This window comes from Agriterribacter sp. (genome assembly GCF_035445465.1).
GTDB lineage: Bacteria > Bacteroidota > Bacteroidia > Chitinophagales > Chitinophagaceae > Agriterribacter.
In genome coordinates, this window is record NZ_DAOMQT010000002.1 from 48,036 (window position 1) to 73,298 (window position 25,263).

The 25,263-nt window shown below is 42.0% G+C and carries 24 protein-coding genes; 9 read left to right on the forward strand and 15 right to left on the reverse strand.

Annotated elements, in window-relative coordinates; translation table 11 throughout:
- Positions 1–12: 12 nt before the first annotated feature.
- The 8 genes from PLE34_RS01360 to PLE34_RS01390 all read right to left on the reverse strand — a co-directional run bounded on the left by PLE34_RS01360 (position 13) and on the right by PLE34_RS01390 (position 7,373).
- Entirely contained in the window at positions 13–744 is a 732-nt protein-coding gene (locus PLE34_RS01360; protein WP_324553404.1) for a DUF4386 domain-containing protein, read from the reverse strand.
- Positions 745–749: 5 nt separating this feature from the next.
- Positions 750–1,727, reverse strand: coding sequence for an NAD(P)/FAD-dependent oxidoreductase (locus tag PLE34_RS01365; RefSeq protein WP_324553407.1), 978 nt, complete (start codon positions 1,725–1,727; stop codon positions 750–752).
- 31 nt (positions 1,728–1,758) lie between these two features.
- Complete coding sequence (locus PLE34_RS21820; protein WP_502875856.1) at positions 1,759–1,980, reverse strand: hypothetical protein; 222 nt, start codon at positions 1,978–1,980, stop codon at positions 1,759–1,761.
- Positions 1,981–1,989: 9 nt separating this feature from the next.
- Positions 1,990–2,598 (reverse strand): short chain dehydrogenase, encoded by a 609-nt coding sequence (locus tag PLE34_RS01370; RefSeq protein ID WP_324553410.1) that lies wholly within the window; start codon positions 2,596–2,598, stop codon positions 1,990–1,992.
- Positions 2,599–2,698: 100 nt separating this feature from the next.
- Positions 2,699–3,364, reverse strand: a complete 666-nt coding sequence (locus tag PLE34_RS01375; protein WP_324553413.1) for a hypothetical protein — start codon at positions 3,362–3,364, stop codon at positions 2,699–2,701.
- 96 nt (positions 3,365–3,460) lie between these two features.
- Positions 3,461–4,324: an AraC family transcriptional regulator gene (locus tag PLE34_RS01380; protein WP_324553416.1), complete on the reverse strand. Its 864-nt coding sequence runs from the start codon at positions 4,322–4,324 to the stop codon at positions 3,461–3,463.
- Between the two features lie 326 nt (positions 4,325–4,650).
- Positions 4,651–5,172 (reverse strand): DUF2480 family protein, encoded by a 522-nt coding sequence (locus tag PLE34_RS01385; RefSeq protein ID WP_324553419.1) that lies wholly within the window; start codon positions 5,170–5,172, stop codon positions 4,651–4,653.
- Between the two features lie 77 nt (positions 5,173–5,249).
- The gene (locus PLE34_RS01390) at positions 5,250–7,373 is read right to left on the reverse strand and encodes a peptidylprolyl isomerase (protein ID WP_324553422.1); all 2,124 of its coding nucleotides are present in this window, start codon (positions 7,371–7,373) and stop codon (positions 5,250–5,252) included.
- 566 nt (positions 7,374–7,939) lie between these two features.
- Between PLE34_RS01390 and nadA the strand changes: the two genes are divergently transcribed.
- A complete protein-coding gene (gene nadA / locus PLE34_RS01395; RefSeq protein WP_324553425.1) occupies positions 7,940–8,950 on the forward strand; it encodes a quinolinate synthase NadA in 1,011 nt (336 codons plus the stop codon).
- 23 nt (positions 8,951–8,973) lie between these two features.
- Here the strand turns inward: nadA and mnmG are convergent, their stop codons facing one another.
- The 3 genes from mnmG to ybeY all read right to left on the reverse strand — a co-directional run bounded on the left by mnmG (position 8,974) and on the right by ybeY (position 12,041).
- Entirely contained in the window at positions 8,974–10,842 is a 1,869-nt protein-coding gene (gene mnmG / locus PLE34_RS01400; protein ID WP_324553428.1) for a tRNA uridine-5-carboxymethylaminomethyl(34) synthesis enzyme MnmG, read from the reverse strand.
- A gap of 93 nt (positions 10,843–10,935) precedes the next feature.
- Positions 10,936–11,601, reverse strand: coding sequence for a CAP domain-containing protein (locus tag PLE34_RS01405; protein WP_324553431.1), 666 nt, complete (start codon positions 11,599–11,601; stop codon positions 10,936–10,938).
- A complete protein-coding gene (gene ybeY, locus PLE34_RS01410; RefSeq protein ID WP_324553434.1) occupies positions 11,598–12,041 on the reverse strand; it encodes an rRNA maturation RNase YbeY in 444 nt (147 codons plus the stop codon). Before ybeY ends, PLE34_RS01405 begins: the two co-directional genes overlap by 4 nt.
- 62 nt (positions 12,042–12,103) lie before the next feature.
- Between ybeY and PLE34_RS01415 the strand changes: the two genes are divergently transcribed.
- Both PLE34_RS01415 and nadD read left to right on the forward strand, forming a co-directional pair.
- Positions 12,104–12,343, forward strand: coding sequence for a FeoA family protein (locus PLE34_RS01415; protein ID WP_324553437.1), 240 nt, complete (start codon positions 12,104–12,106; stop codon positions 12,341–12,343).
- Positions 12,344–12,355: 12 nt separating this feature from the next.
- Positions 12,356–12,925, forward strand: coding sequence for a nicotinate (nicotinamide) nucleotide adenylyltransferase (gene nadD / locus PLE34_RS01420; protein ID WP_324553440.1), 570 nt, complete (start codon positions 12,356–12,358; stop codon positions 12,923–12,925).
- A 30-nt stretch (positions 12,926–12,955) separates the two neighbouring features.
- Here nadD and PLE34_RS01425 read toward each other — a convergent pair whose 3' ends face one another.
- Positions 12,956–14,221 (reverse strand): chromate transporter, encoded by a 1,266-nt coding sequence (locus tag PLE34_RS01425; RefSeq protein WP_324553443.1) that lies wholly within the window; start codon positions 14,219–14,221, stop codon positions 12,956–12,958.
- Between the two features lie 189 nt (positions 14,222–14,410).
- Here PLE34_RS01425 and PLE34_RS01430 point away from each other — a divergent pair, with 189 nt between their 5' ends.
- The 3 genes from PLE34_RS01430 (at position 14,411) to PLE34_RS01440 (ending at position 17,448) form a co-directional block, all read left to right on the forward strand.
- Positions 14,411–15,247, forward strand: coding sequence for a universal stress protein (locus PLE34_RS01430; RefSeq protein ID WP_324553446.1), 837 nt, complete (start codon positions 14,411–14,413; stop codon positions 15,245–15,247).
- Positions 15,248–15,434: 187 nt separating this feature from the next.
- Positions 15,435–16,106, forward strand: coding sequence for a tRNA (5-methylaminomethyl-2-thiouridine)(34)-methyltransferase MnmC2 (mnmC2, locus tag PLE34_RS01435; RefSeq protein ID WP_324553449.1), 672 nt, complete (start codon positions 15,435–15,437; stop codon positions 16,104–16,106).
- Between the two features lie 154 nt (positions 16,107–16,260).
- Positions 16,261–17,448: an ATP-binding protein gene (locus PLE34_RS01440; RefSeq protein ID WP_324553451.1), complete on the forward strand. Its 1,188-nt coding sequence runs from the start codon at positions 16,261–16,263 to the stop codon at positions 17,446–17,448.
- A gap of 71 nt (positions 17,449–17,519) precedes the next feature.
- Here the strand turns inward: PLE34_RS01440 and asnS are convergent, their stop codons facing one another.
- Positions 17,520–18,956 (reverse strand): asparagine--tRNA ligase, encoded by a 1,437-nt coding sequence (asnS, locus tag PLE34_RS01445; protein ID WP_324553454.1) that lies wholly within the window; start codon positions 18,954–18,956, stop codon positions 17,520–17,522.
- A 261-nt stretch (positions 18,957–19,217) separates the two neighbouring features.
- Between asnS and rho the strand changes: the two genes are divergently transcribed.
- On the forward strand, positions 19,218–20,897 hold the full coding sequence (gene rho / locus PLE34_RS01450; RefSeq protein WP_324553457.1) for a transcription termination factor Rho: 1,680 nt from the start codon (positions 19,218–19,220) through the stop codon (positions 20,895–20,897).
- Between the two features lie 101 nt (positions 20,898–20,998).
- Here rho and PLE34_RS01455 read toward each other — a convergent pair whose 3' ends face one another.
- Positions 20,999–21,634 carry an LON peptidase substrate-binding domain-containing protein gene (locus PLE34_RS01455; protein WP_324553460.1) on the reverse strand — a complete coding sequence of 212 codons (636 nt, stop codon included), beginning with the start codon at positions 21,632–21,634 and terminating at the stop codon, positions 20,999–21,001.
- A 157-nt stretch (positions 21,635–21,791) separates the two neighbouring features.
- Complete coding sequence (locus PLE34_RS01460) at positions 21,792–22,538, reverse strand: biotin--[acetyl-CoA-carboxylase] ligase (protein WP_324553463.1); 747 nt, start codon at positions 22,536–22,538, stop codon at positions 21,792–21,794.
- 137 nt (positions 22,539–22,675) lie between these two features.
- Here PLE34_RS01460 and rsfS point away from each other — a divergent pair, with 137 nt between their 5' ends.
- Both rsfS and ftsH read left to right on the forward strand, forming a co-directional pair.
- Complete coding sequence (gene rsfS, locus PLE34_RS01465; RefSeq protein WP_324553466.1) at positions 22,676–23,077, forward strand: ribosome silencing factor; 402 nt, start codon at positions 22,676–22,678, stop codon at positions 23,075–23,077.
- Positions 23,078–23,169: 92 nt separating this feature from the next.
- The gene (gene ftsH, locus PLE34_RS01470; RefSeq protein WP_324553469.1) at positions 23,170–25,260 is read left to right on the forward strand and encodes an ATP-dependent zinc metalloprotease FtsH; all 2,091 of its coding nucleotides are present in this window, start codon (positions 23,170–23,172) and stop codon (positions 25,258–25,260) included.
- Positions 25,261–25,263: the final 3 nt, after the last annotated feature.

The window sequence follows — 25,263 nt, forward strand, 5'->3', positions numbered from 1 at the left end:
ATACCTTTTTAGTTATAAACTTTGGTTATTAGTTTCATGTGGAGAAGATTTCCTTATCCCTTTACTCAACAGATAAATCCCTAATGTAAACTCAAAAAAGGCAACCATTATAGCGGATGCTCCTGTCAAAGGAGATGAACGATCTATAACACCAAACATGAGGGAAAAGTAACCAGCAAATAATGGGAATGCACCTATTATGCCAATGACTGAAAGCCAACGGGGCACTAAACGTGATTTGTATAACAATATACCCAACAATAAATCATCAATTGCAGGCATAAAGCTTTGACCAAGTACAAAAATGCGGTCATAAAGTGCCACTAATGCACGACTCGTGGCTATGGCATTTTCTCCTACTCCTTGTTGATGCAGTGTTACTGCCCCTAATATGAACGCCACACCAACGAATATGGTACATGCCTCTAATATGCGGGCTGCAACAAGTCCAAAAGCAAGTATTTCATTTTGCTTTTTTAAAACGGAATACATAATAATGGATGATATGATGCAACACAAGGCAACAATGATTTCTAATATTGCACCCATTACAATCTTGTTGTCATTGGCATTGCTTAGCAAATAGTCAGGCTCGTGTATGGGTTGATACAGAAATAGTGTAGGGATAGAAACAAAGGTGAGTATGTAAAAGAAACCCGCCCAGAAAGCAGTTTTACGGGACAAATGTATCGTACCATTTTCTATTGATATGAAATCATTAGTGGTTGAAAGTGCTGAGTTCATTTCATTTATTTTTTATTAATGAATTTTTCTTCTATTAACTCTTTGTTTACCATCATTCCAGTTGTTGCCCCCATTGAAACTGCATTGGCAACTGTCCGTATACGGCTTACATTATCACCACAGGCATAAATACCTTTGATTGTCGTTTTTGGGGAATGGTCAATTCTTATATATCCGTCTTCGGTAAGTTCACAACCTAATTGTTCAGGTATTGGGCAATGTTGTTCAAAAGGAAGCCTTGTATAAATTGCTTTAACGGTTTTCTTTGAGCCGTCTTTAAAAACGATATTTTGAAGTTGCCCGTTGATGTGTTCAAATTCCTTAATTTCTTTTTCTTCTGTTTTGATGCCATGCCTTTTAAGGGTTGCTGCTTGTTCGGTAGTCAATGCAGATTTTCCATTTGTAAACAGTGTTAACTCTTTTGTCCAATTTGAAATGAGCCTGGAAAATTCAAATCCATATTCACCATTGCCCAAAATTCCTGTCGTTTGATTTCTTACTTCGTATCCGTGGCAATAAGGACAGTGTAGAACGGAAATACCCCAACATTCAGATAAACCTTTGATATTCGGCATTTCGTCCTTAATACCTGTTGCAAAAATTAATTTGGCTGCAGTGAATATATATTCCGATGATGTTTGAATTTCAAAACCATTTACGGTTTTACTTGCGTTTGTAGCCAAGTCGTCTAAAAATTCAACGGTGTCGTACATTGACACTTGTTTCTTTGCAAGTGTTGCAATTTCTTTTGGCGTTTTCCCGTCTTGAGTTAAAAAGTTATGTGAATGCGGGGTTTGTCTGTTACATGGCTTGCCGCTGTCAATTACCAGTACTTTTCTCAATGCTCTACCCAATGCCATTGCTGCTGCAAGTCCTGAATAACTGCCTCCTATAATAATTACATCAAAGTGCTTTTTATCTATCATTTTATTTTTATTTAAAAGAGGATTGAAACTTAACGGCAGAGCAAATGCTGTTGCCATTATCCCACTTCGTTTTATAAAAGTTATTCTGCTAAGGCTTTTCACTACTCGATATTTTTTGCTGTATCCTATTTAGCATGGGTAATCCTACAAACACCATCCACGGGACCAAAACTAGCGTTAAGGCAAGTGTTTTCATATACAATGGAAGGTTAGATAAATAGCTTCCGAACAAAATATTAAAGAGAGTAATAGAAGGATAAATCACTATCCATATCTTAATTGCTTGCATTATTTTAGCTTTTGTAGTCATTTCAATACTTTATGGTTTAATAATTTGTCCAGTTACTGTTCCAAATAAACTTTTCTTGAAACCAAACTCCAGTTCTTTCATGGTTGTAGGTTTTTCACCTGGGAAATACGGAAAATAGTGTGGCGAATCTTCAATAACAGTAGGGCTTACAGCATTGATACGAATACCATTTTCCAACTCAATAGCTGCTGCTCTTACAAATCCTTCTATAGCTCCATTTGCAGCTGATGCATTGGCAAAATGAAGTTGCGGATCGTGGGTCAGAGCACCTGTAATTAAAGTAAAAGAGCCTTTTGGTTTTATATAATGCTGACCAATTAATACCAAATTGATTTGACCCATCATTTTCCCTTCAACTCCGGTTCTAAAAGTTTGGTCATTAAGGTTTTTCCAAGGACCTACAAATGTGGAGCCGGCAGTTGAAACCAGTGCATCAAAAGTGCCAACCTTTTCAAACATCTCTTTTATTGATTTGGTAGATGTCGTATCTACTTGTATATCGTGAGAAGTGCGACTTACTCTAATTACTTCGTGGTTTTCTTTTTCAAGTAAATCAGCTAAAAACTTTCCCATAATACCTGATGCTCCTACTATTATTATTCTTTTTTTATTTTCCATTTTTTAATGATTGTGATGTAAAATTATATTGACTTAACCGCTACCCAATAGGACATTTGATTAGTTCAATAGGATTGCTACAAAGTTTTGTCTATGCTGATTATAAAGTCAATTTTATAAATACGCCATAATTGTTTTTGGTACTTTTATTTGCACCATAGCGATCATAATTGTTTGCAAGTCCAAAGCTGAAATATTTGTACGTTAAGCCCAAACGACTATACGCATAGCTCCGGAAATGATTTCCATTTTCTAAATCATGGTTGTAATGTAACTGTAGGCGTGAATAAACAGCCCATTTCTCATTTATGGCAGGCTTATACTCTATGAGGGCAAAATTGGAAATCTTGTGTGAATTGATAAAATAATAGCTCGGCATATATATCAACGAAAGCGTTTTGCTCTGATACATATATTGCAAGCCTATAAAATTTTTTAAGCCCTCTATAGAAGTAAAACTTACACCGGAGTTGATGCTGACTCCTTTGAACAAGTGATGATAAATAAGTGTCGTGTTTTGAAATTCATTGTTGCTGAGATTGTCTTTGTAATCGGCAGCATAAGACGAAATGGAGAGCAAGCCAATTTTTTTCTTTTCTGCAAAAACCTTGTTTACCAGAAGTTGTAAAAATTGTCGTTTGCCACCAACCATTTCTTCCACAGAAACTGTTTTAGGTTTGAAATTAGCAGTTGAATCCTGGGCGTTTAAATTTTGCGTGCTGAATGTAGCAGCGATTAAAATTGCTAAGAGATGAATCTTTTTCATACAAATACTTTTTTTGAGGTAATTAAAAAATTAACTCCGCAAAAGTATCTACATGGAAAGCCTGCCTTATAGGACAGGCTTCAAGTTGAACAGCACTTATTTAAATTTCTGTCTAAATAGCTCGGGAGTAAGTCCTGTTTGCTTTTTGAAAAATCGTATAAAATAGGAGGGGTCTTCGTAGCCCAAATCCCACGCAATGTCTTTAACCTGCCTGGGCGTAGCCAATAAATATCTTTTTGCTTCAAGTAGTATATATTCATCAATGAGAGTTGAAGCAGTTTTCCCCATTGTTTTTTTTGTTATTTCATTCAATTGGTAGGAAGAAAGATTCATTTCACCAGTATAATATGCAACTTGTTTTTGTGTTGCAATATTTTTTTCCAATAATTCAGTAAACTCTTCTAAGCGTTCCATAGTATACCCGCTACTGGATACTGTATTGCTTTCAGGGTTTTCGCTCTGTCGTACGTACTCTATAAAAAAGAGTTCAAGGGCAGCCCTGATAGCATCCTTATACCCCTCCTGTTTATTAATGCATTCTTCAAAAATGTTGTCCAAAAAAAAGCCGAGTCTTTGAAATCGGTTAGATTCAAATTCACAAAAATTCTTATTGCTTGCTTTACGTAAACGTTGTGTTGATAACTTATCAGATGGGTGATAAAATTCAGTATCAAATTCCATCAGGTATCCTTGTGTACCTGCCTTTAATTGAAGTTGGTGAACCTGCCCGGGACGCAAAAAGAAAACACTTTTATCTGTAACCCGATGAGGTGTAAAATCTATTTCGTGAATGCCTTTGCCTGATTGGATTAACAAAACAAAAAAGAAGTTGTGGCGGTGCAAATCATGTTGCAAATCATTTCCATTGAGTATACCCTCAATCTTACGGATACTAAATCGTCCAGTATTATTTAGCTCCTTTTGAGCAGAAGTTATATGTCGTACAGGAATTGACTTCATACACTAAAGGTATCAAAATATAAACGTAGTCCTTTGTTTGACATATGCAATGAAAATTATTAGCGGCATAAACGTATGATTAAAGGATTTGCTGTAGTTATGGGTGGGTGGTGCGTTGCATTTTTAGTTTTTGTCCCGATAGCTATCTGGATTGGCTTTTGTGCGGCAGTTATGTGCGCCTTGCAATGTGCTAAAAATAGCGTGGGGCAGGGCGGCAATGTTTTAGGTTGTGTCAAACTGGAACGCAGCGTTCCAATAGGGTGACACACAACGCGTGTATTTATGGCAGCAAAAGAACAGATAGGAAAATATTGAGCGAGTCCTGTTTATTGTGCCCTAACTACGGGCGCTTTATATACCGGCACTGTGCTGCAGGGTTCGCCGTACATAAGACTTTTAACCACGGGGCGCAGCTTTTGCGTAATGGCGGCATAGGCTGCTTCAGGCAGCACCGCATCGCCGCATCCCTTTATAACAATCCTTTTACCATCGTAATCCGCGGCATTAATATTTGTAATATTATTTAGCATCAGTGTTTGTAATAAATCTTTTTCGCTGCCAAACACCACGTCTTTCGCTATAGGCTGTAAATAAGAAACGATGAGCATATAGGCCCACATAGGTATAATGGCATCTGCGGTATTGGTTAAGGCAATATACTTCCCGCTGTACTGTTGCCAGTTTGTTTGCTTTAATGCCTCCCTGAAATCTTTTTCTTTTAAAATCAATCCTTTAAACAGGTAGTCTTTAATATCAAAAACCGCTGTCTCCACTTTTGGATAATACGTTTCCAAATCTATGGTAACAATACCGCTTTCGGCTACTTTGTTAATTATCGTATCGGTCATAAGTACAAAGTTACCGAAATAAAAAAGGTCGCCAACTTTAAGCCGGCAACCCGTTTTATAAAAAGATAATACCGTTATTAATACCCGGCCTTCAACCGGGTGTCTTTTATGGTTGCGGCGTCTCTTAATGCCTGCATTACCGAATAGCTCATCGTTTGCCTCATTTGCATTGCCATAGCTTTTCGTTGTTCTTCCACATTTGCTGCATCATTGGGCAATGCAGCAATATTTTTTACCTGCACCACATATACACCTGTATTACCGGTCAGCGGCGGTGATACTTTTGACTGGTAATTTTTATTCAGCGCAGCGCCTATTACAATCAGCTCATTGCCAAAGCCGGGTTTAAAATTATCGGCAAAACGTATACTATCTGCCTGCTGTACTTCCTGACCGGTATTTTTTGCGGCTTCGTCAATAGTAGCATATGTGCCAAATTTTGTAACCAGCTGAGCCGCTTTCTTTTGATCCCGTAACCTGGGCTCTACCGTAATTCTTGCTTCCGCGGCGGATTGCAGGCCTTCTTCCTTTTCGCCGGTAATAAGCGCCACTACGTATTGGTCGCCCACCGATACCGGATCGGAAACCGTTCCGGGTTTATTGCTGTATATCCATTTAATAAAAGCCCTGGATGGTCCAACTCCTATAACCTGGTAATCCATTTCTTTTACACTTTCTGCCAGGCGCTTATTAAGCTTTTCCTTTTGCACCGTTTCGTCAAAGGCTTTGGCGGTACGGCTTTGAGAAGCAAACTGCGTTGCTGCTGCCGACGCCGCACGATCTGTTTCCACACTGGCTTCTATCGGCTTCGATAAATAGGCAATTTTATATGCCTGTTCAAAATTCTTCTGATCCTGGATCTCTATATAATGATACCCGTATTCTGTTTTAACAACGCCTTTATCGCCTGTTTTTCCTTCAAAGCAAAAATCATTAAAGGCTTTTACCATTTGCCCGTTAGGGAAATAACCCAAATTGCCAAACACCGGTTTCGAACCCTGGTCATCAGAATATTGGGTAACCAGTATCTCAAAAGAGGCGCCACCGGCTATAGCCTGCTGTATACTGTCTATTCTTTTTTTGGCAACAGAGTCGGGCAGCGTTGGCTGCCCCGTTTGCGGATCAATGGTGGCTATTAATATATGACGGGCTTTTACGGAATCGGGCAGCACTTTTGATCCGATCATTCGGGCAACAACAATGGAATTACCATCATAATAGGGACCATATAATTCTCCCGGAGCTAAACTAAACAAAGCATCCTTAACGGGTATCTGTATCCGGCTTTTGCTCATGTATCCGTCAAAGAATGGCGACTTGGTTCCCTGCCTGGTAACAAAAACACCCGGGTCTTCCGCTTCGCTAAAAGGTTTTTTGAGCTCCTCCATTTTGTTCCACAAATTCAGGCTGTCTTCTTTATTAGGCGCCGCATTAAATAACACATAGGCAATGCTGCGGCTTCTCTCCTGCTTGAAATTGTTTTTATGCTTTTGGATATAATCGTTGATCTCGGCATCAGTAACTTTTACGGCCGAATCGGCAACGGTTGAATAAGACAAACCCACAAAAGAAATATCGGCTACCTGGCCTGCTACTGCATTTTGTTTTTCAATTAACCATTTTGGTATATACGTACCGTTAGTATAAATGCTCATCAGCTTTCTTTGTATCTGGCTCAGCACAATAGGATCAATAAGCTGATCATGCACCTGGCGCAATTGAACGGCATCCTTGCTTCTTTGTAATGTTTTAAACGCATTACGCGCCGCTTCAATATTATATACGCCGGTTTGCGGGTCGGTAAACTGTTGCTTAAATTCCTGGGGGGCATCTTCACTAAACAACAAATCGGTAAACTCTTTCGATGTAAAATCTATACCCAGTTTCGCCGCTTCTGCGGTTACCAGTTCTTTACTGATCAAACCGTTCCATATCTGGTTTTGAATTTCCTGACGCATAGATTCATCTACCCGGTAGCCCTGCGACTGGTATTGCGTTTCCATTGTTCTCGTTCTTTCATCAAAATCTTCCTTTCCGATTTTAACGCCGTTTACTTTTCCAATTGTAGAAGAAGGTCCTGAAAACATCCGGCCGGCTCCTCCTACAAAAGCGTCCTGAACTACAAAAGCAATTAAACTGACCCCTATGACCCCAAACACAAAAACAGCAGCTTTGTCGCGAATCGTCTGAATAATAGACATATAATATTGAGTGTATTTTTTATGGACGGCAAAAATAGGGTAATATACGTTTATCAACAAATTGTGGAAAACCATCGTAAAGCGGTATCCCGCTGCTTTTCTAAAAGTGGATATCTCTTTGCAAAACAAAAACAATAAAAAAGAGCGGAACTACGTTTATAGCAATGCACAGCCATTTGTTAATAGTGTTCCTTTTCTGTGGAAAAGCCCGGCTTTCCTTCTTTTTTTATGTGCTGTTCCGGGCAACAGATTATTTTGGAATTCTCCTTCTTTTTTACCGTACCGGAACAAGGGTTAATAAAAGGAACTTCACCACAGCTTATGCACAGCATTTTATAGAAAAATAATCAAAAAGTTTTCCGCAGCCTTAATCATTCAACATTGTGCATAAGGTATTAAAAATACTTGCTCCCTCTTACTTTCCTGTTGTTGATAGCCTGTGAATGAAAGTGTATAAAGTATTAGTTTTAACTTTGACAAGAAAAGGGTTTACTTATGTTTCCCCATATTCACAGCCGTAATAGTAATAGGGCTTTTAAATAAATAATTAATTATTATTAAATACTATGGCAGTAATTAACATTGACGAAGCAAAGCAAAATGTACAGCGGGTAGGTTTTTTAGATGTTGATATTGATCCCCGTTTAGATTTGTTTAAGGAGATAGAAAGATTAAAGCGGGAAAAGAATGCTGTAATACTGGCGCATTACTACCAGGAACCGGATATACAGGATGTAGCGGATTATATAGGAGACAGCTTGGGACTGGCACAGCAGGCGGAGAAAACTACTGCCGACATTATTGTTTTTGCCGGCGTTCATTTCATGGCTGAAACGGCAAAGATTTTGAATCCGCATAAAAAAGTTCTACTACCCGATCTAAAAGCAGGCTGCTCTTTATCTGATTCGGCGCCACCACCTTTGTTTAAAAAGTTCAAGGATGAACACCCTGGTCATATCGTAATTTCCTATATTAACTGTTCGGCGGGTATAAAAGCACTGAGTGATATTATCTGCACTTCTTCCAATGCGCGGCAAATAGTGGAGAGCCTGCCGCAGGAGCAAAAAATAATTTTTGCCCCGGACAGAAACCTGGGTGCTTATATTAATAAAAAATCGGGCAGGAACATGGTGCTATGGGATGGGGCTTGTATGGTGCATGAAATTTTCAGCAGGGAAAAGATCACTAAATTAAAAGTGAGATATCCTGATGCTAAAGTGATCGCTCATCCGGAATGTGAAGAAGTAGTGTTACAGTTAGCGGATTTTATTGGATCCACTACACAACTGCTTAAGTTTTCGGAAAAAGATGAAGCAAAAGAATTTATTGTAGCCACGGAAACGGGCATCCTGCACCAGATGCAAAAAAATTCACCCGGAAAATTATTTATTCCTGCACCGCCCGATAACAGTTGTGCCTGCAATGATTGTCCGCATATGAAGCTTAATACGCTGGAAAAATTGTATTTGTGCATGGAGTATGAGTTGCCGGAGCTAACAATGGAAGAAGATTTAAGGATTGCCGCATTAAAACCAATAAGGCGAATGCTGGAGATAAGTGCTTCCTTAGGCTTGTAGATGCCTCTTTAAGCGCTTTAAAACTATCTGCCCATATACACCATCAAAATTTGCACATCGCTGGGATTGACCCCTGAAATGCGTGAGGCCTGACCGATGGTTCTGGGCTTAACAGAAAGGAACTTTTGCTTAGCTTCCGCAGAAAGGGCGGAAATATGGCTGTAATTGAAGTTTTCAGGGATCATCAGGTCCTCTAATTTGCTCATTTTTAAAACCAGTTCCTTTTCTTTTTCTATATAAATATTATACTTAATTTGAATTTCAGCTTCTTCTAATGCTTCCCGGGTGCTGTTGCCAAGGGCTTCCGATAATTTTGGAAGGGTGCCCTGCAGTTCATTTAAACTGATACCCGGACGCAATAGCAACTGTGCTGCTTTTTGTTTTTGGGTGATAGGGGAAGTAGAAATAGTGGTAAGATAATCATTTACCTCATTTGGTTCAACAGATAATGAATTAATTATATTTGTAATATTAATAACAGCGTCTCTTTTTTCTTCCAACATTTTCATTCTTTCTCCGGAAGCTAACCCTAATGCGTATGATTTTTCAGTGAGTCGCAGATCAGCATTATCCTGGCGAAGCAAAGTCCTGAATTCTGCCCGGCTAGTAAACATACGATAAGGTTCCTCTGTTCCTTTGCTGATGAGGTCATCAATGAGCACGCCAATATAAGCATCGCTTCTTTTAAGAATAAAAGGTGCTTTTTGCTGTGCGGCAAGATGTGCGTTCATTCCGGCCATGAGCCCCTGGCAGGCAGCTTCTTCATAACCGGTGGTACCGTTAATTTGCCCGGCAAAAAAGAGGTTTTTTATGCGTTTGGTTTCTAAAGAATAATGAAGCTGTGTAGGTGGAAAATAGTCGTACTCTATGGCGTAACCCGGACGAAACATCTTAGCTTTTTCAAACCCGGGGATCATGCGAATAGCCTGAAGCTGCACTTCTTCCGGTAAGGAAGTAGAAAAGCCGTTTACATATATTTCTATGGTATTCCAGCCTTCGGGTTCTACAAAAATCTGGTGCCTGTCCTTGTCTGCAAAGCGGTTTACTTTATCTTCTATGCTGGGGCAGTACCTGGGACCAACGCCTTCAATTCTGCCTGCGTACATGGGGCTTCTGTCGAACCCTGTTTTGAGTATATCGTGTACTGTTTGGTTGGTATAAGTGATCCAGCAGCTTTTTTGCTGTTCGGGAGTAATTTTAGGAAGTGGCAAAAAACTAAAGCCGCTTATTGTTTCATCGCCTTTCTGTTCTTCCATTTTAGAGTAATCAAGGCTTCTTCCATCTACACGGGGTGGCGTTCCTGTTTTCAGCCTGTCACTTTCAAAGCCCAAGGCTACTAATTGTTCGGTTATGCCTGTTGCTGCTTTTTCCGCTACCCTTCCCCCACCAAATCTTTTTTCACCAACATGAATGATACCATTTAAAAAAGTGCCATTGGTGAGCACAACCGTGGTAGCTTTTATTTCATGTCCCATGCCGGTAACTACACCTAAGCAACGGTTATCTTTAACGAGCAGACCTTTAACCATATCCTGGTAAAAATCTATGTTTGGTGTTTGTTCCAGCATTGTTCTCCATTTCTGAGAGAAGAGCATGCGGTCGCTTTGAGCCCGCGGACTCCACATTGCGGGCCCCTTGGATTTGTTCAGCATTCTGAACTGTATCATGGTGGTATCGGTAACGATTCCCGAATACCCTCCTAAGGCATCAATTTCTCTCACAATCTGGCCCTTGGCTATTCCACCCATAGCGGGGTTACAGCTCATTTGCGCGATTGTTTGCAAATTCATGGTAACCAGTAAAACCTTGCTGCCCATATTGGCTGCTGCTGCTGCTGCTTCACAACCTGCATGACCTGCACCTACAACAATAACATCATATACTGAAAACATGCGGCAAAATTACGGTAGCGGAAAATAAAATGCTTTTTTATTTAGAGGGATCAATTGATATATGATAACAGTGTTTCACGTGGAACGATGGTATTAATTGCAGGAAAAATTCTGAACCATAAAGAACTGGTTTATTTTTCCTTTTATTGGGTAAAAGGACACGGCTATACTTTTCATGCCTGGATCTAATATATTTTTGCGGTGCCCCAGGCTTTTTACTCCTGTATCAATAAGGAGGAAAATAACAGATTGCAAACCGTTTTCTTTTCCTTCATACACATTTTCAGAAACGCATTCAAAATAGCCAAAGCTGTTCATGCGTTCCTGGAATAATTTCCCTTTGGAGGAATTGTGCGAAATGGTCATTTTGTTAGAGCCAAGGTCTTTGGCATGATTAGCGGCTACCTGATATAATTTTTCAGATGGTTTTATTAGAGACAAAGGAGCTAATGCAGATAATTCGGCGATAAGGGAGCGGGTATAGCTGTTTTTTACTTCCGGAAATTGTTCTAAAAAGGGGTATAGAATGTTGTTTAAAAAATCCCTGGGACGGCTTCTTACCATATTAACCCAGTATACTGCTTCTTTTTCTTCTTTTGAAAGCGAAGCATATCCGCTACTGGCAGCTAACCAGTTTTCAACCATCGTATCTTTTAAATGACTAATAATGAATGGTTTGTCAGTTAAAACAATAGAACCCTGTCCAAAACCAGAGACACAAAAAAAGGAAACAATAATAATAAGCAAAAAACGTTTCACGTGGAACGGTATTTATTTTTGTTGAAATACAACTGCAATAAACGATCTTCTTTTCTTCTCATGTCTTCTTTTTCGCTTTTTAACTTATCCTTATGTCCGCACAGGTGTAAAATGCCGTGAAAAATCACCCGGTGTATTTCTTCTTTAAAGCTGGTGTGCATTAACCGGGCATTCTCCTTAACCCTTTCTATGCTGATATATATTTCTCCTTCAATATTGTTTTCCGTTCCCAGGTTAAATGTTATAATATCGGTGTAATAATCATGTTGTAAATATTGCCGGTTGATGGCTAATAAATATGCATCAGAACAAAATATGCATTGAAGAGAAACCATTTTTTTCTTTTCGGCCTTGAAGATGTTACGGATAAATATTTTTAGGTCTTTTCTGCTTTTTAGCGCAAATTGCCGGTATGGGAAATAAAAGTTAATAACAGGCATCAATAATCCTTTTCCGAAAATCGTAAATAATGCTGCAAAACTACCAATAGATTTGTTGATATATGAAGAGACTTTCTGAAATAACGCCCGGTATTACCGTAATCATCAGGGAAGTAGAAAATGATGAGCTGTTTTTGAAGCTTATGGAGATGGGCTTTATTCCGGGTGAAATGATCACTGTAGACCAGATAGCGCCGTTGGGAGATCCCATTTCAGTGTCGGTTGCGGGATATAGTTTAAGTTTGCGCTTAAATGAGGCTAAAAGTGTACTGGTAGAAGAGTTGATGATTAAAACAGCCTGATAGTATATTAGCATGTATATAGGTTTGTATTTTGGATCGTTTAACCCTGTTCACCATGGGCATTTGATCATTGCAAGCTTCATTGCAGGCCATACGCCGCTCAACCAGGTTTGGTTTGTGGTTTCTCCTCAAAATCCTTTTAAAGTATCACATTCCCTGTTAAATGAATACCAGCGCCTGCATCTGGTTAGAACGGCCATAGAAGGAGAACCGAAGCTCCGCGCTTCCGATATTGAATTTCATTTGCCCAAACCCTCTTATACTATAGATACCTTAGCTTATCTGGAAGAGAAATATCCGCAGCATCGTTTTGCCGTTATTATGGGCAGCGACAGCTTTCAAAACCTGCATAAGTGGAAGAATGCAGATGTGCTGATGCAGCGCTATCCTGTTTTTGTATATAAAAGAGCAGGCTTTGAGGTCTCCGCCGGACAATCGACTAATATTACTGTATTAGACGCTCCCCTGCTGCAAATTTCGGCTACCCAAATACGGGAGATGGTGCAACAGGGAAAATCTGTACGGTACTTGGTTCCGGACAGTGTTAAAGAAGAAATAGAAAAAAATGGGTACTACAGATAAAGTACGTTTAACTTAACGCTGCTTATTTTATCAATGAAAAATCAATCCAAGTACCAGGCATATCAATGCAATTACAGGGGCAGGCAGTTTGGTAAAAGTGAGCAGCAAAAATGTTCCGGCAATTACGCCAATATTTAAAAAGCTGGTGGTGGCTTCTTCGTTTACTTCAAAAAAAGAAATGTCTTTCATCAGGAAAAAAGCAGATGCCGCCATAATGCCTACTACGGCCGCGTTTATTCCTTTTAAGGAGCGGTAAATGGCCGGGTATTTTTTTAGATTGTGCCACACCGGGAAGAAAAACAATACCAGCAGGGCGCTGGGTAAAAAAATGCCAAAAGTACCAATGGCACAGCCAATAGCCTGCATGCCGGGGCCTTCATTTTTTAGCGCCTCCCCTCCCACAAAAGCCGAAAAAGAAAAAGTAGGGCCGGGTATGGCTTTTACCATTCCCGCCCCGGTAAGAAATTCATTCTGGTCAATGCTGATCACGTTTTGATTTTTGAGCTGTACGCGCTGGGTTGCCGGACGAACCACGTATTGCTCATACATCATGGGCATCAGCACATCTCCCCCGCCAAAAACCATTCCGCCAAAACGATAGGTATTTTCAAAAAGATTAAAAGCCTTACGGTGCTGCCATTCATTTTTGCGCGATAGCTCACTGAAAAATCCCGCAATAATAAATATTAAAAAAAATATTACTATATTACCCCATTTAACGGGTCTTGGCTCAATACTTATTGTTTTGGAAGTCTTTTCCGTAAAATTGGTGATTAGTCCGCCCAGTAAAATAACTGCCGGAAAAATGACGGGTGAATTAAAAAGAAAATAAGTGGCGATCATGGCGCCGGCCATAATGAGCCGGGCAATGCGGTTGCCAGAAACCAACGTATATGCCCTGAAGGCAGCAAAGGCCAGGAAGCCAACAGCCATTGGCTTTATAAATTTAAACAGATCGTTTTGCAGCGTTGTTTTACCGGCAAAATCGAGGGCAAAAGAAAGCCCGCTCATGAGCAGGCAGGCGGGCAATATCCAAAGCAGCAACGTTAAAATGGCCAGGGGCAGCTTTCCTTTTTTATAACCTATGAGGGTAATGATTTGTGTAGAGGATGCGCCGGGAAGCAACTGGCAAAAGGCATTGTATTCCAGCAGTTCCTGCTCCGTTATGTCTTTTCTTTTGGCAACGAAAGTTTTCATCATCATTCCAAAATGGCCCTGCGCTCCCCCAAAAGCTGTTAAGCTATATAAAGTAACAGCCTTCAAAAAAGAGATATGCCGTAAAAGTTTCAAACTCATCCTATAAGCATTAAAAGGTAACTACAGGAATATGCATAGCGGGATTTTTAGCGTATTTTGAGTACCGAAGCGGAATTTTGCATGAAATTAGCATCAATTCTTTTAAAATTGTATTTCAGAGAAGAAAGCCCTGCCCATTGTGCTTATGAACAACTAAAGCCAGCTATATTTTGTTAAGTAAAAAACAGGATGATGAAAACCATTATTGTTCCTACAGACTTTTCACCGGTGGCTATTAATGCCATGGAGTATGCCGTGGATCTTGCGCTGGCTGTTGATGCTTCCGTAATGCTGCTGCATGTATACCAGGCGCCTGTATCGTATGACAACAGTGATATTCCGTTGCCACTGATGGATATTGGTGAGCTGGAAAAGATCAACAAGGAAAGAATTGATGAGCTAAAAGAACAGGTGCAGCGGGTTGCCCCGGATAAGCTTGCCATAACTGCCGAAGTAAGATTAGGCGACCTGTTAGACGAGCTGAAAGCAATATGCGCTGCCAGTCATCCCTTTGCCGTGGTGATGGGAACAAAGGGCGCCGGTTTTGTAGAAAGGTTATTGGTGGGAAGCTCTACTTTATCGGCCATACGGCATCTTACCGCTCCGGTGCTTGTTATTCCGCCAGGCGCCGTTTTTAACGGTATACAACGGATCGGCTTTGCCTGTGATTTTAAAAAAATAGTGGATGCCGCACCCGCGGCTGCTATAAAGGAATGGGTAACCACCTTTAATGCAACGCTAAGCGTTTTAAACGTGGATGATAAAAATAGTAATATAAAAGATTCGGCTGAGCAGTCGGTATTGCTGTACTCGTTATTGCAGGAGCTCCGGCCAAAATATTTTTATATTGATAACCCCGATGTAGAAACGGGGATCAGCGCATTTGCAGAAAGCAATGATGTTGACCTGCTGATTGTAATACCCCGCAAGCACCGTTTATTAGACTTACTGTTTCAAAAAAGTCACACCAAAGAACTGGTCTTTCATTCGCGTATTCCCATTTTATCGGTGCATGAGAAGGACTAGGGAATAGTTTCTGGTTTACAGTTTATGGTTTACAGTTGCATTTCGCTTCGGATTTGAATTTGCCACGGCAGACTGGGTTTATTTGATTATTGGTGATTTGTATTCCGCTTCGGATTTCGAAATTTAATATTCGGATTTGAAACTTGTTTGGTTCTTGTTATTTGTATCTTGATTCTTTGCTCAATACATGGAACGGCAAAAGCAAATAACAGCCGATGGCTCACACACTTTATATGAGCCTGTTCTCAACGTAACCTATCATTCTGTTCACGGCGCGGTGCAGGAAAGCCGGCATATATATGTGGAAGCGGGCTTGCGCTGGTGGATGGATATACAGCCTGTGGCACTTAATATACTTGAAGTAGGTTTTGGTACGGGGCTCAATGCTTTATTAACGCTGGAAGCAGTACAGGAAAGGCAATTGACGGTTCATTACCATGCTATAGAGCCCTTTCCATTGAATGATCGGGAGTTCAGCGGACTGAACTATTGTGCCGTATTGCAGCGGCCAAACCTGGCATTGCCTTTCAGGCAAATGCATGTTGCGGCAGGGAACGAACCGCTCGCTGTTTCCCCCTGGTTTATTGTATACCGGCATTTAACAACGGTGCAGGAGTTTCGGACACCGCAGTTATTCAACCTCGTATATTACGATGCTTTCGCTCCGGATGTGCAGCCGGAATTATGGGCATGGGAGCTGTTTAAAAAGATCTTTGACGCTATGGTAATAAACGGCGTGCTGGTAACCTATTGCTCTAAAGGAACAGTGCGTCGAGCGCTGATTGAAGCTGGGTTCAGTGTTGAAAAAATACCCGGTCCGGCGCATAAGCGGGAAATGATAAGGGCCGTAAGAAAATAGAGATGCGCTAAGGCAAAATGGTAGTATACAAGCCAACTTCTTTCGTTGTATAATGGCCGGATTCGTCAAGCGGTATTCCTTGAAAAAAAAAATATCCTTTAATTACTCATTATATTGAATAATTTTACTCATTATATTGAGTAATTTGTAAAAAATGTTTGTACGCCCTCATTTACAAGAGCTTATTCAAAGGATACAGGAGCCACGCAACTTCGTACAGGTGGTAATGGGACCCCGGCAGGTGGGAAAAACCACATTGGTTGTACAGTTAGCGGAGAAAATAAAGATACCTCATCATTTTGTGTCTGCCGATGCTATAGCTGCAACGAATACTACATGGCTGGAGCAGCAGTGGGAAGCAGCCCGCACAATGATGGATCAGCAAAAAATGCCGGAATTTCTATTGATCATTGACGAGATTCAGAAAATAGAGCAGTGGAGTGAAGCGGTGAAATTATTATGGGATACAGATAGCCGGAAGAAAAGAAATATGAAAGTGATACTGCTCGGTTCATCCCGGCTGCTGCTACAACGGGGGCTTACGGAATCGCTGGCGGGCAGGTTTGAAAGCATGTATCTGGGCCACTGGTCTTTTACCGAAATGCAAAAAGCGTTTGGGTGGAATGTTAATCAGTATGTGTGGTTTGGCGGGTATCCCGGATCAGCGGAACTTATAAAAGATGAAAACAGGTGGAAAGCGTATGTTCAGCAATCTTTAATTGAAACGAGTATCTCCAAAGATATACTCATGCTTACCAGGGTAGACAAACCGGCGCTGATGAAACGGCTTTTTGAAATGGGGTGCCTGTATTCCGGCCAGATCCTTTCCTATACCAAAATGCTGGGGCAATTGCAGGATGCAGGTAACACCACTACCCTGTCGCATTATTTAAATTTACTAGATACCGCCGGGTTGCTTGGCGGACTTGAAAAGTATGCTAAAGATATCATCCGTAAGCGGGGATCCAGCCCGAAGTTCCAGGTACACAATACTGCATTGATAAGTGCTCAGCGTAATGAAACCTTTCGGGACATCATTGTACAACCTGCTCAATGGGGACGCATGGTAGAGTCGGCCGTAGGAGCTCATTTGATCAATCATGCGCTAACAGAAAGGTTTATGCTGTATTACTGGAGAGAGCGAAATGAAGAAGTAGATTTTATTATTGAAAAAGGGGGTAAGGCTGTGGCTTTGGAAATAAAGAGCGGGGCAGCACAAAGCCGTTCGGGGATGACGGCCTTCCAAAAACAGTTTAATCTATATAAAATATTGTTGGTTGGAAATTCCGGCATGCCCTGGCAGGATTTTTTGAAACTAAATCCTGTGGAGTTGTTTGGGTGACCCCGTTGCGGCAAAGGTGCAGGAAGAACGGTCTGTGAAAAGCTGCTAAAACCCCATTGTAAAGGGCTTTCTTAAAACTCCGCGCTTCCCGGCGTTCTCGGAAAAGCAATGGCATCGCGGATATTGCTCATGCCGGTAACGAATTGTACCATGCGCTCAAAGCCCAGTCCAAAGCCGGCGTGAGGCACCGTGCCGAAGCGGCGGGTATCTAAATACCACCATAGCTCTTCCGCGGATACATGCATGGCTTCCATGCGTTGCAACAACAGGTCTAACCTTTCTTCACGCTGGGAACCGCCCACGATTTCGCCAATGCCCGGCGCTAAAATATCCATGGCGGCAACGGTTTTGCCATCATCGTTCCGGCGCATATAAAATGCTTTTATGTTCATCGGGTAATCCGTAACGATAACCGGCTTTTTAAAATGTTTTTCAACCAGGTATCTTTCGTGCTCGCTCTGCATATCAATGCCCCATTTTACTTCGTACTGAAATTTCTTTTTCCTGTACGCGGGCGACTGCAATAAAATATCAATGGCCTGTGTGTAAGTAATCCTTTCAAAATTATTATTGAGCACAAAATCCAATTTCTCCAGTAGCCCCAGCTCACTGCGTTTATCCTGCGGCAGTTGTTTCTCTTCATCGGCAAGGCGTTGTGCTAAAAACGCCAGATCTTCGGGGTTATGTTCTATAGCGTAGCGGATGATGTATTTAATGAATTCTTCCGCCAGGTTCATATTGTCTTCCAGGTCGCAAAAAGCCATTTCGGGCTCAATCATCCAAAACTCCGCCAGGTGTCTGGGAGTATTGGAGTTCTCGGCCCTGAAAGTAGGTCCGAAAGTATATATTTCACCCAGGGCGGTGGCGCCCAGCTCGCCTTCCAATTGTCCGCTTACCGTAAGGTTGGTTGCGCGTCCAAAAAAGTCTTCTTTATAATCAATAGTGCCATCTTCGGTAAGCGGCGGATTATGGGCCGGTAAAGTAGTTACCCTGAACATTTCCCCGGCTCCTTCTGCATCGCTTGCGGTAATTACCGGTGTGTGCAGGTACACGAATCCCTTATCATTAAAAAACTGATGTACAGCAAAGGCTAAGCTGTGCCGCACCCTGAACACCGCGCCAAACGTGTTGGTGCGAAAGCGCAGGTGGGCAATCTCCCTTAAAAATTCCATGCTGTGTTTTTTGGGTTGCAGCGGATATTTTTCAGCATCGCTGTCGCCAAGGATCTCTATGGTGGCGGCTTTCAGTTCCAGCTTTTGGCCCTTGCCTAAAGAGGGAATAACCGTGCCGGTAATTTTTAAAGATGCCGAAATGGTAACCCGTTTCAGCAAAGCCTCATCAAATTTGCCCAGTTCGGCTACTACCTGCAGGTTATTATTGGTAGAGCCATCGTTGAGTGCAATAAACTGGTTATTTCTGAAACTGCGCACCCATCCCATAACTGTAACCTCCTGGCTCTCTGGTTCCTGTAACAGCAATTGCTTTATTTTAATTCTTTTATTGAACATATGATTCTTTTTAAACAGGCTTCACAAAAATGCGTTGCAAAAAGGAAAGCGCACAAAGATAAGGGAGTAAAAATTTTTTTAGATTCCGGAAATTTGATGTATTATTGCCACGGAATCAAACTGATCAATTCTTACCAAGCTCCGGGATTCTATCAGTTTTAGCCATTCCGCACCAATTTCATTCAACCAAAAATTCATTTCAACATTTCTCTTTCAATTATCAGGTGTTTTTGATGAGAGGTTAAACCGTTAAGTATATTTATGTACGACATTCTGCAACTGAATGATATGCTCGTTCCTGAGCTGCTTGATATTGCCGAGCAATTGAGCATTGCTAACGCTAAAAAACTCGATAAACAGGAACTCATCTATAAGATTTTAGATAAACAGGCCATTGAAAATAGTGCGGCAACCAAAGGAACGGAAGAGAAGGGCAAACGCAAACGCGTTGTAAAAACAACTACATCCAACAGTACGGAAGAAGCCCTTGTGGAATCTGAACCAGAAAAACCAACCGCTCCCGCTCCCGCCAGGAAAAGAAAAATTGTTGCCGCTGATCCCGAAAAAAAGACGGAAAAGAAAATAGTAAAGAAACCCAGGCTTTTCCAGGACGAAACCCCTGAGCAGGCTGCAAAAAAACGGGAACAGGAAGCCGCCGCTGTTGCTATTCCTCCTGCCGATGAAACAGATGATGCCGATGAAGCAGAAGAGCAGGAAGAATTAGCCGGAGAAGAGACGGTACAGCAGGAAACAACACCGGCCGAAGAATCGCAAGCCGAACGGAGGCAATACCCTAACCGCCGTGAGCAGAACTTTAACATTGAGTTCGATGGTGTGATCATGAGTGAGGGCGTTTTGGAAATGATGCCTGATGGGTATGGCTTTTTAAGAAGCAGTGATTACAATTATCTTTCCTCTCCCGATGATGTATATGTTTCTCCGTCGCAGATAAAATTATTCGGTTTAAAAACCGGCGATACGGTGTCGGGTGCAGTTCGTCCGCCGAAGGAAGGCGAAAAATACTTCGCCTTACTTAAAGTGGAAACGATCAATGCCAAATCGCCCGAAGAAGTAAGAGACAGGGTGCCTTTCGATTACCTTACACCTTTGTTCCCTTTTGAAAAGATGAACCTTTTCACGCAGCCATCGGCATTGAGCACAAGAATGATTGATTTATTTACACCTATCGGTAAAGGGCAGCGCGGATTAATTGTGGCGCAGCCTAAAACGGGTAAAACGGTTTTACTGAAAGATATAGCCAACGCTATTGCTGAAAACCATCCCGAGTGCTATATGATGATCGTGCTGGTTGATGAACGCCCCGAAGAAGTAACCGATATGGAAAGAAGCGTAAGGGCGGAAGTTATTGCTTCTACCTTTGACGAGCCCGCGGAAAAGCACGTAAAAGTATCTACCATTGCCCTGCAAAAAGCCAAGCGTTTGGTAGAATGCGGGCACGATGTGGTTATCCTGCTTGATTCCATTACCCGCTTGGCCCGCGCACATAATACCGTTGCTCCTGCATCGGGTAAAGTATTGTCGGGCGGCGTGGAAGCCAACGCCATGCAAAAACCCAAACAGTTTTTTGGCGCCGCAAGAAAAATTGAGAATGGCGGATCATTAACCATACTGGCTACGGCTTTAATAGATACCGGTTCAAAAATGGATGAAGTGATCTTTGAAGAATTTAAAGGAACCGGTAATATGGAGCTGCAGTTAGACAGGCGCCTGGCCAACAGGCGCATATTCCCGGCTATAGACCTTGTAGCTTCTTCTACCCGCCGCGAAGACCTGCTGTTGGATAAGGATGTGCTGAAAAGAATGCATTTGCTGCGTAACTACCTGGCCGACATGAATGCCGAGGAGGCCATGAATGAATTGCTGAAACGGATGAGAGGAACAAAAGACAACCAGGAGTTCCTGGCCAGCATGAATAGCTGATAAGGCATAAAGCTGTCAGCAACCAGCATTCAGCTATAAGTAGTACATGTGAAACAATCCGAAGCGAGGCAACAATAAACCACAAATCACAAACAATAAACTTATAAATCCATTGAACCGGGATTTTTAAAATGACCATTCAGCTTTATTCTTTCTTTTAAGGTTTCTGTTTCTTTTAATACGGAAATGATGGTATGAAGGTGCCGTTTTAAATATTCCTGCCGGTGTATTTCCTGTGTGAGCCCAAGCAGCTCCTGCTCTTCCTCAACAGACAAGCCCGCGTGGTGTGCTATATCAAAAGCTTTCAGGCGTTCATCCGGGAGCCTAAATTGTTTGGTGATTTTTAAAAGCCGGTGCATTTCTCTCATGCTCTTTAACACTTTTTTCATGAGCGTTTCGCTCCCGGTTTCATTGGTTTCGGGGTAATTAACGATGGCGCCGCTATACAGCTTATCCGGAATGCGTTTGATAAGCTCCAGTATCCGGAAAACAGCAGTACCTTTTATGCGGATATCCATTTCGCCGTTATCATATATTTTCACCAATTCCTGCACCTTTACAAGAGTGCCCAGATCACCCATTCGGCTATTGATAATGGGCGGTATGCCAAAAGGCTTTACATCGCTGAAACATTCTTTAATAAGCTGCTTATAGCGGGGTTCAAAAATATGCAGGTTTACTTCTTCCCCCGGAAATACTACAATGCTTAATGGAAAAATGGGAATAAAATTAGTCATGAATTGTAAATCGCTAAGAAGCTGTTTAAAATCAGGTTTTTGAATAACCATTGAGCCGTTTCTTGAGGCTGTTTCAAAAAGGCCGATATAGAAGATATGCCACTAAGCCACAAAGCGCTGATCTTCCCGTTTTATTTATCTTGGTGCCTTCAACGCATCATAATATCCATTCTGCGGTTCCCCACAGCCATTTTTCTTCTTTTTTATTAGCTGTTTCAACGATCAGCAGCCCGTCCGGCGTTACGCCTTTTACGAGGGCCTCCAGCAAAATGCCGTTGTGTTTAAACTTCACCTGCTCATTTAGCTTATACATTGCCTGCCCGTAGTTATGTAAAATTAGTGTTTCATTTCCTGCTTTTAAAGTTTCATACCTTGCTTCCAGGCATGCACACAACTCTTTGGCAAGATCAATTACTTCAAAGCTTTTACCGGTTATTTGCCGGAGTGATGTTGGCCGGGCTACGGTTTCCTCAAAATGGCACTGGTTAATATTGAGGCCTATGCCGGCAACCGCATATAACCATTTCTTAGACCGTATGCTATTTTCTATTAATATGCCGCCTGCCTTTCTGTCACGCCAGTAAATATCATTCGGCCATTTGATGCGGGTTTCATCGCCGGCGTATTTTTTAAAAAAGTCATACGTACCCAGTGCAATAGCTGCATTCAGCAAAAAAGATTGTACAGGAAGTAAAAAGGAAGGCGCTGTAACAACGCTTATAATTATATTTTCCCCTGCCCTGCTTCGCCAGGTTTTCCCTCTTTGCCCTTTGCCCTTAGTTTGGTTAAGCGCAAACCAGGCATCGCCATGCTTTGCCAAACGGGCATGAACCATTTGCATGGCATAGTTGTTGGTGCTGTCAATACTGGGTAATACGGTAAAAGACTGTCCGAAGGATTGCATAAGAGAATACCGAATTAATTACTATTTTTGAGCAAGTTATATAATCGTAAAACAAATAAGCAGTTGCATCGCATTGCTTTTTTAAATGATAACCAAATCAGCCCCGAAAAAAAAGGGTAAATCTAAAATTGATTCTATTGGCAGCATTACAGGTGTTAGCTGCACGGCCCAAACGTGCAGCCAGGTTGACGAGGAACAGTAAGCTATTTAAAACCATCATCAGCGCCATCCGTCAAAAAAAAGGAGAAAATATTGTTTCGCTGGATCTGCGTAAAATACAGGAAGCCGTTGCAGATTTTTTTATCGTTTGCGAAGCTTCCAGCAATGTGCAGGTAAGGGCTATTGCCGATGCAATAGAGCAGGAAGTTAAACTACACACCGGTGAATTGCCGTATCGCCACGAAGGTTACCAGGCCCTGCAATGGGTGCTAATTGACTATGTAAATATTGTAGTGCATGTTTTTCAGCCGGAAACACGGAAGTTTTATAAGCTGGAAGAAATGTGGAATGATGGCGGTTATACAGAACACGAAGCATGATCTGCAGAACAAAACCTAAACGGTCATTTTTTTAATAACCGGGCGTATCCGGTTTTTTAATTATAATTTAAATTATTTAAGCGAAGAAGTTTATGGCACAGGATAATAATCAGGATAAAATTCCCGGATTCAAAAAGCGACCGGATGGAGACGACAAATCTCAGCGACGCGGTCCAAAGTTCAGTATTTACTGGGTATATGGTATCGTTGCGCTTTTGCTGGTAGGCTATCAGCTCTATAAAGGCGCTACGCCAACAGCAACCATTATTTCGGATCTCCAGTTCCGTAACGAAATGCTTGTTAAAAATGATATTCAGAAGCTGGAGCTGGTTCGCAATAAAGATATGGTAAGGGTTTTTATAAACAAAGACAGTTTAAATAAACCCATTTACAGAGAATTACTGGGAGACAGGTGGTCAATTGTTTCAAGAACCGAAGGACCACATTTCCAGTTTGAAGTTCCGGATGCCAAAACCTACACGGGCACAACGCTTGCTGAGTTTTACAAAGAGCATGCGCAGGTAAAAGAAGTGCCTGTTAAGATAGTAAGTGATCCCGAATGGTTTGGCTCTTTGCTCAGCTACATCTTTCCGCTGCTCATGTTTGCCCTGCTGTTCATTTTAATGATGCGTAAGGTAGGCGGCCCCGGTGGTGGTGGTGGCCCTGGCGGTATTTTCAGCATTGGCAAATCAAAAGCTACTTTGTTTGAAAAAGGCACGAAGGTGAATATCACTTTTGCCGATGTGGCCGGACTGGAAGAAGCCAAGCAGGAAGTAATGGAGATCGTGGATTTTTTAAAGAACCCCAAAAAATATACGGCGCTCGGTGGCAAAATTCCAAAAGGCGCATTGCTGGTTGGCTCTCCGGGTACCGGTAAAACCCTGCTGGCAAAAGCCATGGCGGGGGAAGCGCAGGTGCCTTTCTTTAGTTTGAGCGGCTCCGATTTTGTGGAGATGTTTGTTGGCGTAGGGGCAAGCAGGGTAAGGGATTTGTTTAAGCAGGCCAGGGAAAAGGCACCCTGTATCATATTCATTGATGAAATAGATGCGATTGGCAGGGCAAGAGGTAAGAACATGATGATGAGCAACGATGAAAGAGAGAATACGCTTAACCAGTTGCTTGTAGAAATGGATGGCTTTGGCACCGACAGCGGGATTATTATACTTGCGGCTACCAACAGGCCGGATGTGCTGGACAGCGCTTTATTGCGCCCGGGTCGGTTCGACAGGCAGATTACTATTGACAAGCCGGATGTAAAAGGAAGAGAAGAGATTTTTCATGTGCATTTAAAACCCATTAAAAAATCGGCCAAGCTAGATGTATTTAAACTGGCTGAACAAACGCCCGGCTTTGCCGGCGCAGATATCGCCAACGTGTGTAATGAAGCCGCTTTGATAGCTGCCCGTAAAGGAAAGACCGAAGTGGAGATGAACGATTTCCAGGACGCGATAGACCGTGTGATTGGCGGGCTGGAAAAGAAGAACAAGATCATATCGCCCGACGAAAAAGAGATCATTGCTTATCACGAAGCCGGACACGCTATTTGTGGTTGGTTCCTTGAACACGCGTATCCTTTGCTAAAAGTTACCATCGTTCCCCGTGGCACGGCCGCCCTCGGGTATGCACAGTATACACCAAAAGAGCAATACCTTTATAATACAGACCAGTTAAAAGACCAGATTGCCATGACCCTGGGCGGAAGAGCAAGTGAAGAGATCTTCTTTGGAAAAATTTCCACCGGCGCCAGCAACGATTTGCAGCAGGTAACCAAGATCGCTTATTCGATGATTACCATATACGGCATGAACGAAAAGCTGGGGAATATCAGCTATTATGATCCGCAGCAGGAAAACTATTTCACCAAGCCTTTCAGCGAAGAAACCGGGAAAATAATTGATGAAGAGGTAAGAAAGCTGATAGACGAAGAATACAGCAGAACCAAGAACCTGTTGCAGGAAAAGAAGCAGCAGGTGGAAGTCATTGCAAAAGAACTGCTCACACGCGAGGTGCTTTTTCAAAGCGACCTGGAGCAATTGATCGGCAAACGGCCTTTTGAAGAGAAGAAGCCCGCCGATGTGGTGCACGACCATCATCATCATGGTGACCATACCGGATCCAATGGTTCTGAAGGCGGCGGCATCAGCGCTGGTGTTCCTCCTGCTGAAATCATACCAAACTCCTAACGT